18 protein-coding genes are annotated in these 16,858 nt (G+C 64.6%); 12 read left to right on the top strand and 6 right to left on the bottom strand.

All coding sequences use genetic code 11. From position 1 onward, the window contains the following. The first annotated feature begins 39 nt into the window (after window positions 1-39). From ACREXZ_RS06280 to phaR, 3 genes are all read left to right on the top strand, one after another. Window positions 40-1,221, top strand: coding sequence for an acetyl-CoA C-acetyltransferase (locus ACREXZ_RS06280; RefSeq protein WP_431763176.1), 1,182 nt, complete (start codon window positions 40-42; stop codon window positions 1,219-1,221). Window positions 1,222-1,372: 151 nt separating this feature from the next. Beyond that, entirely contained in the window at window positions 1,373-2,113 is a 741-nt protein-coding gene (locus tag ACREXZ_RS06275) for a 3-ketoacyl-ACP reductase (protein ID WP_431763175.1), read from the top strand. Window positions 2,114-2,237: 124 nt separating this feature from the next. Further along, window positions 2,238-2,813, top strand: coding sequence for a polyhydroxyalkanoate synthesis repressor PhaR (phaR, locus tag ACREXZ_RS06270; RefSeq protein WP_431763174.1), 576 nt, complete (start codon window positions 2,238-2,240; stop codon window positions 2,811-2,813). A 232-nt stretch (window positions 2,814-3,045) separates the two neighbouring features. Here phaR and ACREXZ_RS06265 read toward each other — a convergent pair whose 3' ends face one another. Both ACREXZ_RS06265 and ACREXZ_RS06260 read right to left on the bottom strand, forming a co-directional pair. Beyond that, window positions 3,046-3,486 (bottom strand): nucleotidyl transferase AbiEii/AbiGii toxin family protein, encoded by a 441-nt coding sequence (locus ACREXZ_RS06265; RefSeq protein ID WP_431763173.1) that lies wholly within the window; start codon window positions 3,484-3,486, stop codon window positions 3,046-3,048. Beyond that, window positions 3,479-4,237 (bottom strand): type IV toxin-antitoxin system AbiEi family antitoxin domain-containing protein, encoded by a 759-nt coding sequence (locus ACREXZ_RS06260; protein WP_431763358.1) that lies wholly within the window; start codon window positions 4,235-4,237, stop codon window positions 3,479-3,481. Before ACREXZ_RS06260 ends, ACREXZ_RS06265 begins: the two co-directional genes overlap by 8 nt. Window positions 4,238-4,657: 420 nt before the next feature. On the opposite strand from ACREXZ_RS06260, the gene ACREXZ_RS06255 reads away from it, so the two are divergent. The 7 genes from ACREXZ_RS06255 to ACREXZ_RS06225 all read left to right on the top strand — a co-directional run bounded on the left by ACREXZ_RS06255 (window position 4,658) and on the right by ACREXZ_RS06225 (window position 10,994). After that, window positions 4,658-5,014, top strand: a complete 357-nt coding sequence (locus ACREXZ_RS06255) for a type II toxin-antitoxin system RelE/ParE family toxin (RefSeq protein ID WP_431763172.1) — start codon at window positions 4,658-4,660, stop codon at window positions 5,012-5,014. Continuing rightward, window positions 5,011-5,292, top strand: coding sequence for a helix-turn-helix domain-containing protein (locus tag ACREXZ_RS06250; RefSeq protein ID WP_431763171.1), 282 nt, complete (start codon window positions 5,011-5,013; stop codon window positions 5,290-5,292). Before ACREXZ_RS06255 ends, ACREXZ_RS06250 begins: the two co-directional genes overlap by 4 nt. A 226-nt stretch (window positions 5,293-5,518) precedes the next feature. Beyond that, complete coding sequence (gene rimO, locus ACREXZ_RS06245; protein WP_431763170.1) at window positions 5,519-6,910, top strand: 30S ribosomal protein S12 methylthiotransferase RimO; 1,392 nt, start codon at window positions 5,519-5,521, stop codon at window positions 6,908-6,910. A 3-nt stretch (window positions 6,911-6,913) separates the two neighbouring features. After that, complete coding sequence (locus ACREXZ_RS06240) at window positions 6,914-7,849, top strand: sugar kinase (RefSeq protein WP_431763169.1); 936 nt, start codon at window positions 6,914-6,916, stop codon at window positions 7,847-7,849. A gap of 55 nt (window positions 7,850-7,904) precedes the next feature. Further along, window positions 7,905-9,089, top strand: coding sequence for a beta-ketothiolase BktB (bktB, locus tag ACREXZ_RS06235; RefSeq protein WP_431763357.1), 1,185 nt, complete (start codon window positions 7,905-7,907; stop codon window positions 9,087-9,089). 53 nt (window positions 9,090-9,142) lie between these two features. Next, entirely contained in the window at window positions 9,143-9,757 is a 615-nt protein-coding gene (locus ACREXZ_RS06230) for a hypothetical protein (protein WP_431763168.1), read from the top strand. A gap of 52 nt (window positions 9,758-9,809) precedes the next feature. Beyond that, on the top strand, window positions 9,810-10,994 hold the full coding sequence (locus ACREXZ_RS06225) for a cystathionine beta-lyase (RefSeq protein ID WP_431763167.1): 1,185 nt from the start codon (window positions 9,810-9,812) through the stop codon (window positions 10,992-10,994). A gap of 90 nt (window positions 10,995-11,084) precedes the next feature. Here the strand turns inward: ACREXZ_RS06225 and serB are convergent, their stop codons facing one another. Both serB and ACREXZ_RS06215 read right to left on the bottom strand, forming a co-directional pair. After that, window positions 11,085-11,924, bottom strand: coding sequence for a phosphoserine phosphatase SerB (gene serB, locus ACREXZ_RS06220; RefSeq protein WP_431763166.1), 840 nt, complete (start codon window positions 11,922-11,924; stop codon window positions 11,085-11,087). 381 nt (window positions 11,925-12,305) lie between these two features. Then, window positions 12,306-13,271, bottom strand: coding sequence for a LysR substrate-binding domain-containing protein (locus ACREXZ_RS06215; RefSeq protein ID WP_431763165.1), 966 nt, complete (start codon window positions 13,269-13,271; stop codon window positions 12,306-12,308). 164 nt (window positions 13,272-13,435) lie between these two features. On the opposite strand from ACREXZ_RS06215, the gene ACREXZ_RS06210 reads away from it, so the two are divergent. Beyond that, complete coding sequence (locus tag ACREXZ_RS06210) at window positions 13,436-14,452, top strand: zinc-binding alcohol dehydrogenase family protein (RefSeq protein ID WP_431763164.1); 1,017 nt, start codon at window positions 13,436-13,438, stop codon at window positions 14,450-14,452. A gap of 213 nt (window positions 14,453-14,665) precedes the next feature. Next, the gene (locus ACREXZ_RS06205) at window positions 14,666-15,259 is read left to right on the top strand and encodes a DUF6013 family protein (RefSeq protein WP_431763163.1); all 594 of its coding nucleotides are present in this window, start codon (window positions 14,666-14,668) and stop codon (window positions 15,257-15,259) included. Window positions 15,260-15,304: 45 nt separating this feature from the next. Here the strand turns inward: ACREXZ_RS06205 and ACREXZ_RS06200 are convergent, their stop codons facing one another. Together ACREXZ_RS06200 and ACREXZ_RS06195 are read right to left on the bottom strand one after the other, a co-directional pair. Beyond that, complete coding sequence (locus tag ACREXZ_RS06200; protein WP_431763162.1) at window positions 15,305-16,114, bottom strand: ABC transporter permease; 810 nt, start codon at window positions 16,112-16,114, stop codon at window positions 15,305-15,307. Next, a complete protein-coding gene (locus ACREXZ_RS06195) occupies window positions 16,111-16,845 on the bottom strand; it encodes an ABC transporter ATP-binding protein (RefSeq protein ID WP_431763161.1) in 735 nt (244 codons plus the stop codon). Before ACREXZ_RS06195 ends, ACREXZ_RS06200 begins: the two co-directional genes overlap by 4 nt. Window positions 16,846-16,858 lie beyond the last annotated feature (13 nt).

The raw sequence follows: 16,858 nt of genomic DNA, 5'->3' as shown, positions 1-16,858 counted from the left end.
TGGCGGAGCAACTGGCCGCGACATCCGGAGGAAACGGAAATGACTGATGTAGTGATCGTATCGGCAGCCCGTACGGCGGTCGGCAAATTCGGCGGGTCGCTTGCGAAGATTTCCGCACCCGAACTCGGCGCCACGGTTATCCGTGCAGTCCTCGAACGCGCGGGTCTGAAGCCCGAGCAGGTCAGCGAAGTCATTCTCGGTCAGGTGCTGACCGCGGGTTCCGGCCAGAACCCCGCGCGCCAGTCGCTGATCAAGGCCGGGCTGCCTGCGGCGGTACCGGGCATGACGATCAACAAGGTGTGCGGTTCCGGCCTGAAGGCGGTGATGCTCGCGGCAAACGCGATCATCGCGGGCGACGCGGACATCATCATCGCGGGCGGCCAGGAAAACATGAGCGCGGCGCCGCACGTGCTGCCGGGTTCGCGCGACGGCTTCCGGATGGGCGACGCGAAGCTGATCGACAGCATGATCGTCGATGGCCTGTGGGACGTGTACAACCAGTACCACATGGGCGTCACCGCCGAGAACGTCGCGAAGGAATACGGCATCACGCGCGAACAGCAGGATGCGTTCGCCGCGCTGTCGCAGAACAAGGCAGAGGCCGCGCAGAAGTCGGGCCGTTTCGACGCCGAAATCGTGCCGGTCGAGATCCCGCAACGCAAGGGCGAAGCGCTGCGCTTCACGACCGACGAGTTCGTGCGCCACGGCGTCACCGCCGAATCGCTCGCGGGCCTGAAGCCGGCGTTCTCGAAGGAAGGCACGGTGACCGCCGCTAACGCGTCGGGCCTCAACGACGGCGCGGCGGCGGTCGTCGTGATGTCCGCGAAGAAGGCGGAAGCGCTCGGCCTCACGCCGCTCGCGCGGATCAAGGCGTATGCGAGCGCGGGCGTCGATCCGAAGGTGATGGGCATGGGACCGGTGCCGGCCTCGCGCCGCTGCCTCGAACGCGCGGGCTGGACGCCGGGCGATCTCGACCTGATGGAAATCAACGAGGCGTTCGCCGCGCAGGCGCTCGCCGTGCACCAGCAGATGGGCTGGGACACGTCGAAGGTCAACGTGAACGGCGGCGCGATCGCAATCGGCCATCCGATCGGCGCATCCGGTTGCCGGATTCTCGTGACGCTGCTGCATGAAATGCAGAAGCGCGATGCGAAGCGTGGCCTGGCTTCACTGTGCATCGGCGGCGGCATGGGTGTTGCGCTCGCGCTCGAACGCGCGTAATTGCTGAGCGCCCGCTGGCCTCGGGCGCATTCATCCGGCAGGCGGCGGCCCGGGTAAGCGGAACCGGCCCGGCCGACGCAGCCGAAGCGGTAAAGGCGGGGACTGGGGCGGCCGGGCGGCCGCCCTGAAAAACGATAATGGAGTGTGTTTTATGTCTCAGCGAGTTGTGTATGTAACCGGCGGCATGGGCGGCATCGGCACGAGCATCTGCCAGCGCCTGCACAAACAGGGCTTCAAGGTCGTGGCCGGCTGCGGACCGAACAGCCCGCGGCGCGTGAAGTGGATCGAAGAGCAGAAGGCGCTCGGTTACGATTTCGTCGCGTCGGAAGGCAACGTCGGCGACTGGGATTCGACCAAGGACGCATTCGACAAGGTCAAGTCCGAGGTCGGCGAGGTTGACGTGCTGGTCAACAACGCGGGCATCACACGCGACGTCGTGTTCCGCAAGATGACGCGCGAAGACTGGACCGCCGTGATCGACACGAACCTCACGAGCCTGTTCAACGTGACGAAGCAGGTGATCGACGGGATGGTGGAGCGGGGCTGGGGGCGCGTCATCAATATCTCGTCGGTGAACGGCCAGAAAGGGCAGTTCGGACAGACCAACTACTCGACCGCGAAGGCCGGCATTCACGGCTTCACGATGTCGCTCGCGCAGGAAGTGGCAACGAAGGGGGTCACTGTGAACACCGTGTCGCCGGGTTATATCGGCACGGACATGGTGAAGTCGATCCGCCCCGACGTGCTCGAGAAGATCGTCGCGACGATTCCGGTGCGCCGTCTCGGCCAGCCGGAAGAAATCGGGTCGATCGTCGCGTGGCTCGCATCGGACGAATCGGGGTTTTCGACGGGTGCCGATTTCTCGCTGAACGGCGGCCTGCACATGGGCTGATCCATGCGGCGCCCACCGGGTGCCGGATGGTTCAGATGTTTCCGGCGGCGTTTCGCGCGCACGACGATCGGTCGTGCGCGGCGGGGCGCCGTCATTGCGCTTTACCGGCGCTCAAGGGCGTTAAATGACGACTACTACAAAGAAGACGGCCGAACGACTCATCAAGAAATATCCGAACCGTCGGCTGTATGACACTGAGACGAGCACCTACATCACGCTGGCCGACGTCAAGCAACTGGTGCTTGACCAGGAAGACTTCAAGGTCATCGATGCGAAGAGCAACGAGGACCTGACGCGCGCGATCCTGCTGCAGATCATTCTCGAAGAAGAGAGCGGCGGCCTGCCGATGTTCTCGTCGTCGATGCTGTCGCAGATCATCCGTTTCTACGGGCACGCGATGCAGGGCATGATGGGCACGTACCTGGAAAAGAACATCCAGGCGTTCATCGACATCCAGGCCAAGCTCGCCGACCAGTCGAAGAATATGTACGAAGGCAAGGCGATGAACCCCGAGGTCTGGTCGCAGTTCATGAACATGCAGGCGCCGATGATGCAGGGGATGATGACCAGCTACATCGAGCAGTCGAAGAACATGTTCGTGCAGATGCAGGAGCAGATGCAGAGCCAGGCGAAGAATATGTTCAGCAACTTCCCGTTCACGCAGCCCGCGCCGAATAGTACGGAACCCGAGAAGAAGTAGGGGGTTGGTGTGGGGTGATGGGGTACTGCTCGTGCCTGTCCCGTAGGTGCGCGGGGCTCGTGCGTTGTGCGTGGCCAGTATGAAGACGGCTTGAGCGGAGCGTGAGGACCCCGGGGGGCACACGCTCCGCGGCACTCCATGCTCACGCACGTGTATGGCGAGACACGATCGCTGGTGCGTTGTCCATGCCGGCATGGCTTGACGCTGGCGGGGGCAAGATGTTGCGGGTCGGTTACGGAACGATGCTGTGGCTATCCGTCAGACGTGCTTCGAGTGCGCATATCTGCGAGGCAAAATCGTCGGGCCGGCGTTTACTGAAGGTTTCCAGATTGCTCAATTTCCATCGCAACGCCGGTAATTCGGCTGCGTGCTGGCATTGCAGCAGCGACCAGTCGTCGTTGAGATCCTTGCTGCGAACCGAACGCGTCCGAACGCCAAGCGGTGCTGTACGCTCAGCGATGGCGGCCAATTCCTGGTCGATCGCTTTCATTGCTTCGTCGCGCGCAATCTGCCGGGGGAGATACACCACGTCGATGTCGACGGACAGACGCGGCATGTCCTGTACGAACAGGTTGATAGCCGTGCCGCCTTTCATGGCGAAGATATCGTTGTCGAACACGGCGGGCGCGACCGCGAGCAGCAAACGCACCGTGTCCGCGTAGATCTTATCCATGTGGCTTCAGGCTCAATAGCGTGCCGTCATCGAGCCGGCTCATCCAGCGCTTGGTGCTGCCGGTGCGAACCGCATGCTGTTCCAGCAAGGCGTCGACGTCGACCACGTTTGTCTCGCGGGCCCACGTGAGAAACAGTCGAACCGCCTTCACGCTGGTGCAGCAGGAAAGGAGTTGCCCGAGCCATTCCTTGCGCGGTGTACGGAGGCCGTCGAACAGATTGCGGGCTTCCTCGAGCCCCTCCTTGACGCCGACGTCGTACAGCAGTTCGAGCACAGCGCGTTCGGGGATGGAAACCCGCAATTCTTCGGCTGCGCCGGGTGGTGTGACCAGTGATTTGTTCGCGAGGCTGGTGTCGGGCCATGCAAACAGCCGCGCATGGACGTAGCGCGCCGGAAAGCGCGAGGTGAACCACGTGGGCACCACGAAGCGGGAGTCTCCCCACAGGACCATCGTGTCCCGGTTGGTCAGGTTATGCCTTACCCCCTGCAGGGCGAGCGCGCTTTTCCCGCCGATATGCAGGCCGGGCACACGCCTTTGAAGGAACAGGATGGCGCCATGGACACCGAATTCGTCGTTTGGAAAGGCATAGATGCCCTGTGCCAGGCGCACCAGCCACCCCCCCTCCGCATATCGCGCCGCGAGCTGGGGGGAGACACCCAACTGATCGAGGATGGCCAGATCGAACGGAGCCCCGCGGGGGAGTTCCGCCTGCAAGCGCTTGATTACATCATGTCGTGAATTTAGCCTCATGATGTAAAAATAGCACAAAATCCAATCCAACAATTGGATGAAACAGGAACTGGCGGGGAAATTAGCCTCATGGTGTATGTTTTCAACAAGATCTAATCATGCCCTCGGGGCTCCTGCCATTTGGTTCTTCGCACACGGCATAGTTTGCAAGTCTTTTCCGGTTGCCGGGGCCCCAGGGCGCCCCGAAGGTAAAGTACCCGAACTTCACAAGCCCTCGGCCTCGCCGCGCGGCCCCCCGTACAGAACTGGATGTGACCGTTGAAAACCCAAGCGGAATCAAATGGCAAGCCCGCTTCCCCGCCGTAAGTGGATTTCATCTCCTTCGGCTGTCCTTGGGGTAGCCGATATATATTCAAGCGTTCCGCCTACGCGTGACGAGGTGGTTGTCACGCTGATACAAAATTTTGTATAATTCGCTGCATGGCCGAACTTAAGCCTGTCGTTTTCACCGGTTCGTCACTCGACGATCTGCGCGCCTTCCCTGAAAACGCCCGTCGCGAGGCAGGTCATCAGCTGGACCAGGTACAGCGCGGCTTCGAGCCGGACGACTGGAAGCCGATGTCGACCATCGGGGAGGGGGTCCGCGAGATTCGCATTCGCGAAAAAGCCGGTGCGTTCCGTGTGGTCTATGTCGCGAAGTTCGACAGCGCTATTTACGTATTGCATTGCTTCCAGAAGAAAACGCAAAAGACTGCACAGCAGGATCTTGAACTGGCATCGCAGCGCTTTCGCGAACTGCGCCGGGAAATGATCAAAGTGATTGAGGTGAAGCCATGAGCAACGAACGATTCGGCAGCATCTGGGATGCTCTCGAGGACACGCCAGCCGAGGCAGAGAACATGAGGCTGCGCTCAGAGCTGATGATCGCTCTGAAGCGGAGGATAGAGGCTGCAGATATCAACCAGTCGGATGCAGCGAAGTTGCTCGGCGTGACTCAGCCGCGCGTCTCGGATTTGATGCGTGGCAAGATCAATCTGTTTGGACTCGATGCATTGGTGAATATGGCGGCAGCAGCGGGGCTGCACGTGGTGATGAGGGTAGAGCAAGCTGCATAACATAAGGAGACGGCGCTGCAGCGTTGTTTCCTTATGCTTTCCGTTTGATAACGGGTTTTGACATTACGCGCAGCTGCCCCGCAGGTGCCCACGACCTGCCAGAAGAAACCGGCAGGACGCTTTTCCCGATTCGACGGGTCACTGTGCGCCGCGAAGGTAAAATAGCGGAAATTCACAAGCCCCCGGCTTCGCCGCGCGGCCCCCCGTACAGAACTGGATGTGACCGTTGAAAACCCAAGTGGAATCAAATAGCAAACCCGCTTCCCCGCCGAAAGTAGGTTTCGTCTCCCTCGGCTGCCCGAAAGCCCTGGTCGACTCCGAGCAGATCATCACCCAGCTGCGCGCCGAAGGCTATGAAATCTCCGGCACCTACGACGGCGCCGACCTCGTCGTCGTCAACACCTGCGGCTTTATCGACGAAGCCGTCCAGGAAAGCCTCGATGCGATCGGCGAAGCGCTGACCGAGAACGGCAAGGTGATTGTCACCGGTTGCCTCGGCGCGAAAAAGAGCGCGAGCGGCACGGGCCTGATCGAGGAAGTGCATCCGAAGGTGCTCGCCGTCACCGGCCCGCACGCGCTCGGCGAGGTCATGCTGGCGGTGCACAACCATCTGCCGAAGCCGCACGATCCGTTCGTCGACCTCGTGCCGCCCGCGGGCATCAAGCTCACGCCGCGTCACTACGCGTACCTGAAAATTTCCGAAGGCTGCAATCACCGCTGCACGTTCTGCATCATCCCATCGATGCGCGGCGACCTCGTGTCGCGCCCGGTCGCGGAAGTGATGCTCGAAGCGGAGAACCTGTTCCGCTCCGGCGTGAAAGAGCTGCTCGTCATTTCGCAGGACACGAGCGCGTACGGCGTCGACGTGAAGTACCGCACCGGCTTCTGGAACGGCCGTCCGCTGAAGACGCGAATGACCGACCTTGTTGCTGCGCTCGGCGAACTCGCCGCGCAGTACGGCGCGTGGGTCCGGCTGCATTACGTGTACCCGTACCCGAGCGTCGACGAAGTGATTCCGATGATGGCCGAAGGCCCGCTGAAGGGCCACGTGTTGCCGTATCTCGACGTGCCGTTCCAGCACGCGCATCCCGAGGTGCTGAAGCGGATGAAGCGTCCCGCGAACGCGGAAAAGGTGCTTGAGCGCGTGCGCGCATGGCGCGAGATCTGTCCGGACCTGACGATCCGCAGCACGTTCATCGCGGGCTTTCCGGGCGAGACCGAAGCGCAGTTCGAAACGCTGCTCGACTTTATCCGCGAGGCGGATCTGGATCGCGTCGGCTGCTTTGCTTATTCGCCGGTCGAAGGCGCGAGCGCGAACGAGCTCGATGGCGCATTGCCCGACGACGTGCGCGAAGATCGCCGCGCGCGCTTCATGGAAGTCGCCGAGGAAGTGTCGGCGGCCCGCATGGCGCGCAAGGTCGGCCGCACGCTGAAGGTGCTGGTCGACGAAATCAACGAGGACGGCGGCATCGGGCGCACCGCGGCCGATGCGCCGGAGATCGACGGCGTCGTCTACATCGATCCGGCGAAGAAGGCATCGAAGCGCTACAAGGTCGGCGATTTCGTGTCGGTGAAGATCACCGGCGCGGACGGCCACGATCTGTGGGGCGAGGTCTGATCGATGGCGCCGCAAGCAGACGCGTTGCCTCAAATCCTCGCGCTCGGCGAGGCGATGATCGAATTCAACCAGGCGTCGAAAGACGAACCGAACTACCTGCAAGGCTTCGGCGGCGACACGTCGAACTTCTGCATCGCCGCGTCGCGGCAGGGCGCATCGACGGGCTTCGTGTCCGCGGTCGGCGCCGATCCGTTCGGGCGTCTGCTGCTCGATCTGTGGACTCGCGAGCACGTGCGGACGTCGTTCGTGCGCGTCGACACGACGGCGCCGACCGGCGTCTACTTCGTGTCGCACGGCGCGCGCGGGCATCAGTTCGACTATCTGCGCGCGGGCTCTGCGGCTAGCCGTTACGCGCCCGCCGATCTGCCGCTCGACGCGCTCGCGGCGGCGCAGGTCGTGCATCTGTCGGGCATCAGTCTCGCGATCAGCGTGAGTGCCTGCGACGCTGCGTTTGCCGCGATCGCGCATGCGCGTGCGAACGGCGCGCGCGTGAGCTTCGATACGAACCTGCGGCTCAAGCTGTGGCCGCTCGTGCGGGCGCGCGCGGTGATGCTCGAGGCGCTGCGCCAGACGGACATCTGTCTGCCGAGCTGGGACGACGTGACCGAATTGACCGGCCTCAGGGGCCGTGACGAGATCGTCGATTTTCTGCTCGCACAGGGGCCGCGCGTCGTCGCGCTGAAGCTCGGCAAGGAAGGCGCTTATGTCGCGACGCCGGACGAGCGTCGTGTGGTACCGGGCTATCCCGTGGACGCGGTCGATGCGACCGGCGCGGGCGATTGCTTCGGCGGTGCGTTCATTGCGCGGATCGTCGCGGGCGATGATCCGTTCACGGCCGCGCGCTATGCGAACGTCGCCGCGGCGCTGTCGACTCGTGGCTTCGGCGCGGTCGCGCCGATTCCATTGCGCGAAGAGGTTGATAAGGTACTGACGCGCTGACGCAGGTATGACGCAGGCGCTGTCCTGAATGAGCTACACATTGGGAGAGAAAGCGATGCAACGTGAAGTAGTGGTGGTAAGCGGTGTCCGCACCGCGATTGGCGACTTCGGCGGCAGCCTGAAGGATTTCTCTCCGACCGAACTCGGCGCGCGCGTCGTGCGCGAAGTGCTCGCGCGCGCGAACGTTGCCGGCGACGAGGTCGGCCACGTCGTGTTCGGCAACGTCGTGCATACCGAGCCGAAGGACATGTACCTCGCGCGCGTCGCCGCGCTGAATGGCGGGGTCGCGCAGCACGCGCCCGCGTTGACGGTGAACCGGTTGTGCGGCTCCGGGCTGCAGGCGATCGTGTCGGCCGCGCAGGGCATCCTGCTCGGCGACACCGACATCGCGATCGGCGGCGGCGCGGAGAACATGAGCCGTGCGCCGTACACGATGCCGGCCGCGCGTTTCGGACAGCGCATGGGCGATGCGAAGATCGTCGACATGATGCTCGGCGCGCTGAACGATCCGTTTCAGTCGATCCACATGGGCGTCACGGCCGAGAACGTCGCGAAACAGTACGGCATCGGCCGCGACGCGCAGGATGCGCTCGCGCTGGAGTCGCATCGTCGCGCGGAGCACGCGCTTAAGGCCGGCTATTTCAAGGAACAGATCCTGCCGGTCACGATCGCCTCGAAGAAAGGCGACACGGTGTTCGACACCGACGAGCACGTGCGCATCGGCGCAACCTCCGACGACTTCACGAAGCTCAAGCCGGTGTTCGCGAAAGAGAACGGCACGGTGACGGCCGGCAACGCGTCCGGCATCAACGACGCGGCCGCGGCGGTCGTGCTGATGGAGCGCAGTGTCGCGGAGCAGCGCGGCGTACGGCCGCTCGCGCGGCTCGTCGCGTACGCGCACGCGGGGGTGGACCCGGCGTACATGGGCATCGGTCCGGTGCCCGCGACACGCAAGGTGCTTGAACGCGCGGGACTGACGGTTGCCGATCTCGACGTGATCGAAGCGAACGAGGCGTTCGCCGCCCAGGCGTGTGCGGTAACCCAGGAACTCGGGCTCGATCCGGCGAAGGTCAATCCGAACGGCTCAGGCATTTCGCTCGGTCATCCGATCGGCGCGACCGGCGCACTGATCACCGTGAAGGCGCTGTACGAACTGCAGCGCATCGGCGGACGCTATGCGCTCGTCACGATGTGCATCGGCGGCGGGCAGGGCATCGCGGCGATATTCGAACGGATCTGAATCACGTGGGACCGTACGCGATGAAAGAACGAAGCAAGCGAGGAAAGCAAGGCATGCAGGATTGGAAATCGACTAATCGTGCGGGCGCGATGCGGGTCGTCGCCGCGTTGTGTATCGCATCGGGCATGGCATTCGCGACGGCGCCCGTTCACGCGCAGAGCGACGCGGTGAAGGAACTCGCCGCGCCTGCGCCGATTCAGCTGCCGCTGAAGCCGAGCCCCGAGTTTGCGAAGTTCCCACGTTACGCGGGCACACTCGGCGGCCGGCAGATCGTGCTGCGGCTCGGACCAAAGACCGACGATCCGTCGGGCGTGCACGGCGAATATCAATACACCGATACCGGCGAGGTGATCCTGATCGCCGGCGACCGCGTGGACGACACCCTCGAAGTCGAGGAATCGAACGACGGTACCCGCATCACCGGCAACTGGGTCGGCAAGTTCGCGGCGGACGGCTCGCTCGCGGGCGACCGGATGAACGTCGACGACTCCGATCCGAAGCCGTTCGATCTGCGGCCGCTCGCGGCCGGGCAACCGGTGCCGGCTGCATCGGCTTCTGCTTCGACGCCAACCGCCGCCGCAGCGAAAGCGGCGAACCCGGCATCAGCCACGCCCCCGCCTGCGGGGCATGCGGTTGGCGGCGTCAGCAATCTGACTATCGGCGACTGACTGGCGCGACCCGCGACGCACGTCCCCCGGAATTTTTCATACTGAACTCACCATGACGAAACCTTCTTCCCCCCGCGACCTGCAGACCCGTATCGTGCATCCCGAAGACGATCTGCCGCCGGGCTTCGAATCGTTCTCGGTGCCGGTTGCGCGTGCGTCGACGGTCGTCTTTCCGGACCTCGCGACGCAGCGCGCGCTCGACTGGCGCAACGACGCCGCGTGGCGCTACGGCCTGCATGCGACACCGACGTCGATGGCACTCGCGCAGCGCCTCGCCGCGCTCGAAGGCGGCGAGCATGCGTTGCTGCAACCGTCGGGGTTGTCGGCGATCTCGAACGTCTATTTCGGGCTGGTCAAGGCCGGCGACGACGTGCTGATTCCGGACAACGTCTATTCGCCGAACCGCGACCACGCCGACTGGCTCGCGCGCGATTTCGGCATCACCGCTCGCTACTACGACCCGATGATCGGCGCGGGCATCGCCGACCTGATCCTGCCGAACACGCGCCTGATCTGGGTCGAGGCGCCGGGCTCGGTGACGATGGAAGTGCCCGACGTCCCCGCGATCACGACGGTCGCGCGTGCCCACGGTGTCATCACGGCGATCGACAACACGTGGTCGGCGGGCCTCGCATTCCGGCCGTTCGAGCACGGCGTCGACATCTCGGTGCAGGCGCTGACGAAATATCAGTCGGGTGGCGCCGACGTGCTGATGGGTGCGACGATCACCGTCGACCGCGAGGTCTATCTGAAGCTGAAGCTCGCGCGGATGCGCATGGGTGTCGGCGTGTCATCGGACGATTGTTCGCTCGTGCTGCGCAGCCTGCCTTCGATGAAGGTGCGTTTCGAACAGCACGACCGCAGCGCGCTCGCGCTCGCGCAATGGCTCAAGACGCGGCCGGAGATTGCCGCCGTGCTGCATCCGGCGCTGCCCGATTGCCCTGGGCACGAGAACTTCAAACGCGATTTCACCGGCGCGGGCGGGCTGTTCTCGGTGGTGTTCAACGAGCGTTACAGTGCCGCGCAGGTCGATACGTTCTGCGAGTCGCTCGAACTGTTCGCGCTTGGCTGGAGCTGGGGCGGTGCACAGAGCCTCGCGATGCCGTACGACATCGCGTCGATGCGCACCGAGGCGCAATGGCCGCATCGCGGCACGCTGGTGCGTTTCTATGTGGGTCTGGAGGCTGAAGCGGATCTACGCGCGGATATCGAGCGGTGTCTCGCGGCGCTGGGGTAACGGCGCAGTTTGACGACAGCGGCGCGCGAGCGTGAACATGGCGCTCGCGTTGCCGCCCGCCGCAGGTTGCAAGGAGGGCTAGCCTTAGCGTTAGAACAACCGCAGCAATCCATCCAGCCCCACGTGATTGAACGCGACGCTCGCCGCCTCGCGCACCACCGGCTTCGCGCGGAACGCAACTGACAAACCCGCCGCGGCCATCATCTTCAGATCGTTCGACCCGTCGCCCATCGCGATCGCACGCGACGGCTCGATGCCGAGTTGTGCGCAGGTCTCGCGCAGCGTACGCGCCTTCACTTCCGCATTGACGATCTCGCCGGTCACGCGGCCAGTCAGCTTGCCGTCGATGATCTCGAGCGTGTTCGCGAGGGCGAAGTCGAGGTTCAGGCGCGCACGCAGTTTCTCGGTGAAAAACGTGAAGCCACCCGATACGAGCAGTGTCTTTAAACCGGCGGCCCGCACGCCCGCGAGCATTTTTTCGGCGCCCGGCGACAATTGCAGCCGTTCGTCGTAGACGCGTTCGAGCGCTGAAGCATCGAGCCCCGCAAGCAGCGCTACGCGGCGCGCCAGACTCTCGTTGAAATCCTTGATCTCGCCGCGCATCGACGCCTCGGTGATCGCCGCGACTTCCGCTTTCAGCCCGCAGAAATCGGCGACCTCGTCGATGCATTCGATCGTGATCAGCGTCGAGTCCATGTCCATCGCGACGAGGCCGAAGTCGCGCAACTGCCGACCCGGCTCGACGAACGCGTAGTCCAGATCGTGCGTGCTGCAGTACACGTCGAGGTCGCTGCGCTGCGCCGGGTCCGCGCCTTCGATGCGCACGGCGTACGCATCGAGCGTCGTGGCGCGGGTGCCGCGCGAGAGTCCGATGAGCGGTCTGCGGTGTTCGTCGGCGAGGGGGGCGGAACTCTGGATGACGAGGTTCATGAACAGGAGAAAGAGACCGGAACGACCAGCCCTAAGAGCCGGTACCCGACGCGGGATGCGCGGAAAATCCGGCTATTGTACCGGGCGCGGCGCGGCAGACCGAAGCCGGGTCTACCCCTGTGTGTGGTCCGCGCGGGCGGTTCATACTGGCGCATCGAGCGGCATCGGAACCGCAGCGCTTACTGGAACGACGGAGACACGTATGACCGCGCAACCCGCCGCCGGAACGGCACAGGCTCACAACGACAACGACAGCGACGACCGCACGCTCGCCCGCGATTTCGATCTGCGTCATCTGAGCCCGTCGTTCCACGCGGACCCGTACCCGGTGTACCGCGCGTTGCGGTCGATGAACCCGACTGCAGTCCATCGAAGTATCTGTCAGCCCACCGGCTCCCGATCCCAATACGGCGGATCGCCGAAATGCGCGGCGATGAAATCGACGAACGCGACCGTCTTCGGCGGCACGAACGCACGGCTCGGATAGACCGCCCAGATCGCGACGGTGTCCGCGAGCGGATAGCTGTCGAGTACCGTGACGAGTTCGCCGCTGCGCAAATACGGCGCGACGTCCCACGTCGATTTGAGCGCGATGCCGAAGCCGGCCAGCAGCGCGTCGCGGATCACTTCGCCGTTATCGACGTCGAGCCGGCCGCTCACACGCACGCCGACCGTGCCCGCCGGCGTAACGAACGACCAGTCGCGCTGGTTCGACAGCACGATGCATTCGTGCCCGGCGAGATCCGACGGATGGCGCGGCGTGCCATGTTCGGCGAGGTAGGCGGGCGAGCAGCAGATCACGCGGCGATTCGTCGCGAGCCGCCGCGCGACCAGCGACGAATCCTTCATCGCGCCGAGCCGGATCGCGACGTCGATGCCCGCATCGACGAGGTCGACCAGTTGATCCGTGATGCGCAGATCGACGCTGACACCGGGATGGTGCCGCAGGAATTCGGGGATCACCGGCGAGATGTGTTGCCGTCCGAACGACGACGACATCGCGACGCGCAACCGTCCCTGTGGCTCGGCCCGTCCGCGCCCGACCGACGCGCGCGCGGCGTCGGCCGTGTCGAGCAGCGTCTGCGCCTGCGTCATGAAGACTTCGCCGTCCTGCGTGAGACTGATCCGGCGAGTGGTCCGGTGCAGCAGCCGCGCGCCGAGCAGCCGCTCGAGCTGCGCGATCCGCGCGCTCGCGACCGCGGCAGACAGCCCGAACTCGCGCCCGGCCGCCGACACGTTCGCGAGCAGCGCTGCGCGCACGAACAGCGCAACGTCCAGCAGATCGAGGCGGTCGCGCTCGACGCGGCCGGCCGAAGCGGCAAGCGGAGAACTGGAAGAAGTCGTCATTCTTCTGAAAATCAAAAAGATGTTTCAGTCATTATGACGGTTTTAAAAGAATAACGGACGGCCTACGATAAGAGTTATCGGGTCGGCGCATGTGTCCGCACTTGTTGCCAGCCAAAGGTCTACCTATCCGTTTCCGTTATTCGCATCACGAACCAGGAGTCATCATGAAAGCCGTCGGTCTCTATCGTTATCTGCCCATCGATCATCCCGAAGCGCTGCTCGATGTCGAGTTGCCGCAACCGCAGGCGAGCGGTCGAGATCTGCTCGTGCAGGTCGAGGCGATTTCCGTGAACCCGGTCGACTACAAGGTCCGTTCGCCGAAGGACACCGTCGAGTCCGTGCCGCGTGTGCTCGGCTGGGACGCAGCCGGCACGGTCGCCGCCGTGGGTCCCGACGTCACGCTGTTCAAGGTCGGCGATCCGGTGTTCTACGCGGGCAGCATCACGCGGCCGGGCGCGAACAGCGAATATCACCTCGTCGACGAACGGATCGTCGGGCGCAAGCCGGCGTCGCTCGATTTCGCGCACGCGGCCGCGTTGCCACTGACCGCGATCACTGCATGGGAAGCGCTGTTCGACCGGCTCGGCGTGTCGCCGCAGGGCGACGACGCAGGGTGCTCGGTGCTGATCATCGGCGGGGCGGGCGGCGTCGGATCGATCGGCATCCAGCTCGCGAAGCAGCTCGGCAAGCTGAAGGTGATCGCGACCGCATCGCGGCCCGAGTCGGCGAAATGGGCGACCGAACTCGGCGCGGATCACATCGTCGATCACTTCGGCGACATGCCCGCGCAGTTGAAGCAGCTCGGCATCGAGCAGGTCGACTACGTGCTGATGTTCAACGACACCGACGCGCACTTTCCGGCGGCGGCTGCCGTCGTCAAACCGCAGGGCGGCATCTGCACGATCGTCGAAAACGCGAAGCCGATCGCGGTGGAGCTGCTGAAGGCGAAGAGCGCGGCGTTTCACTGGGAGTTCATGTTCACGCGTTCGATGTTCGGCACGCCCGACATGATCGAACAGCACAAGCTGCTGACCGAAGTTGCACGGCTCGTCGATGCGGGCACGCTGCGCACGACGGTCGGCGAAAACCTCGGCGCGATCAACGCGGATAACGTGCGGCGGGCGCATCGTCTGCTCGAGGAAGGGCGCGCGATCGGCAAGCTGGTGTTGAGCGGTTTCTAACCGTTAGGTTCGTCGCTTCGCGGAACGGCAACATTCGCGGGAAGGAAAGCGCGAAGCTTGGAAAACGCACGGCCGCAAGCGGGGTAACACCTGATCCGCGCGAGGCGCGCAACGCATCGCCTGGAGGTAGACTGGCAGGGCATCATGGTCGAGACAGCCGCGCGGCGTTGTGAACCCACGGACCGCGCGGCGGCACAACAACGAGGTGACAGTATGAGCCCCAGCTCCAGACTTTTCGCCGCGCCCGCCGTTCGCATCGCCGCTTCGTTTGCGTTTTCGCTTGCCGCCTGTCCACTGGTTACGCTCGTCGCGCTCGCGCCTTCGGCGGCGCTTGCCGCTCCACCCATCAAGATCACTTCCCAGGCCGCCACCGACGGGCCGATCCGCTACACCGTCAAGGTCACGTCGAAGCAGTTCGGCAATGCGCAGGACACCCGCACGATCCGCTCCGGCGAGTCCGACGACTACACGTGGAAGATGGTACCGCCCGGCGGTCCCGTCGCCGCGCCGGAACAGTGTCCCGATTATTCGTCGTTAGCGCTCGACGCGAACGGCGCGATGATCCGCCAGATCCAGGTGCGTCTCGCACCGGTCGTCGCCAGCGATGGCACGGCGACCGTCCAGCTGAGTTTCCAGGCGCAGACGCCGCACGGCACCCGGGCGGTGACGAAGTCGGGCAAGACGCTGAAGTGTCCGAACGCCGTGACCACGAGCCAGATCACGCGCTTCACGATGCCGACCAACGGCAGCACGAAGACGCTGACGCTCGCGGACAGCACGCAGATCGCGATATCCGCGCGGCGGTAGTCGAGCGCGGTTTCATGACGGTGCGGTAACGGCAAGCCCACACCTTTACCGCCGCGCCGGCGCCGCCCGTTCGATGAGCCGCGACGCGAGAAACCGATGCTCCGCGGAGAACACGCGCCGGTACGTCATCAGCACTGCACCGACGGTGCCGAGCGCCGACGACGCGGCGATCAGGAACATGATGACGATCTGATAGCGGACTGCCTGCAGCGGTGACTGGCCGGCCAGCACCTGGCCCGTCATCATGCCGGGCAGGCTCACGATACCGACCACCGCCATCTGGTTCAGCGTCGGAATCATCCCCGCGCGTACCGCCTCGCGCGCCGGTCCTTGTGCCGCCTCCCAGCGCGTCGCGCCGAGCGCGAGCGCCATGTCGACGCGATCGCGCCGCGCGGTCAGTTCGCCGAGCATCCGTTCGATGCCGAGCGACACGCCGGTCAGCGTGTTGCCGAGGATCATCCCGAGAATCGGAATCGCATACTGCGGCTCATACCACGGGTGGATGCGGATCACAGCGAACAGACCCACCGCGGCGACGAGCCACGAACTGATCCAGATCGACACGATGCTGTCCACGCGCTGACCCGCGTAGGTCCGCGAACCGCGCTGCGCCCCAGCGATGCCGGCGATCAGCGTCATCAGCGCCATCAGCGGCAGCACGACGAACCAGCGGTCGTAGCGGAACACCCAGCCGAGCACGTAGCCGATTGCGAGCAGCTGCACGACGGTGCGCGCCGCGGCCCACGCGAGCTTGCGTTCGAGGTCGAGCTTCAGTACTACGGACAGCGCGCCGTTCACGACGATCAGCAGCGCGGCAAGACCGATGTCCCACAGACTCAGATTCTGTAGCGTCATTGAATGGGTTCCTCGCCGGTGGAACGAACAGCAGGGAGGGGAGCGGCTTCGTTGAGCACGCCGGCGCGCATCGTCAGATGGCGCGAGGCCATCCGCATCGCCTGCGCCGGGTCGTGCGAGACCCATAGCGACGCGTGCCTCGCAGTGTCCGCGGCAAACCACGCATCGATGAGCACTTCGATCTCATGCGACGATTCGGGATCGAGCGACGCGGTCGGTTCGTCGAGCAGCAGCACGTCGGGGTCGAGTTGCAGCACGCGGATCAGCGCGGCGATCTGCGCCTCGCCGCCGGACAGCTCGCTTGCGCGCTTGTCGAGGAAGTCACTGGAGCGGCCCGCCTGGGTGGCGAGCGACGCGGCACGGTCGCGGTTGAAGCGCACGTCGCGATACGCGCGCAGCGTGTATGGATAGCGCAGGTTGTCCTCGACGGTGCCGTCGAGGAGCGCCGGACGCTGCCGGATGTACGCGATGCTGCGCCGGTAGCGCGGAATCGCGGCGCGCGCGATCGCGTTGCCGCGCCATAGAATCCGACCGCCGTCGAGCGGATCGAGCAGCGCAAGCGCGCGCAGGAACACGCTCTTGCCCGAGCCGGACGGTCCGGTGATCGATAGCCGTTCGCCGCCGTGCACCTCGATGCGCGTCGGCTGCAATAGCCACTGGACGCGCTGCGGGTCGCGCCGTGCGATATCCTCGGCGGCGATCTGGGGAGTCGTGGAGTTCGCTGGTGTCATTGGGTCTGGCGCG

It is taken from the genome of Paraburkholderia sp. (assembly GCF_050742655.1).
In the GTDB taxonomy this organism is placed as follows: Bacteria; Pseudomonadota; Gammaproteobacteria; order Burkholderiales; family Burkholderiaceae; genus Paraburkholderia.
Note: the sequence above shows the minus strand (reverse complement) of the source record. Positions and strands in the feature narration are given on the sequence as shown.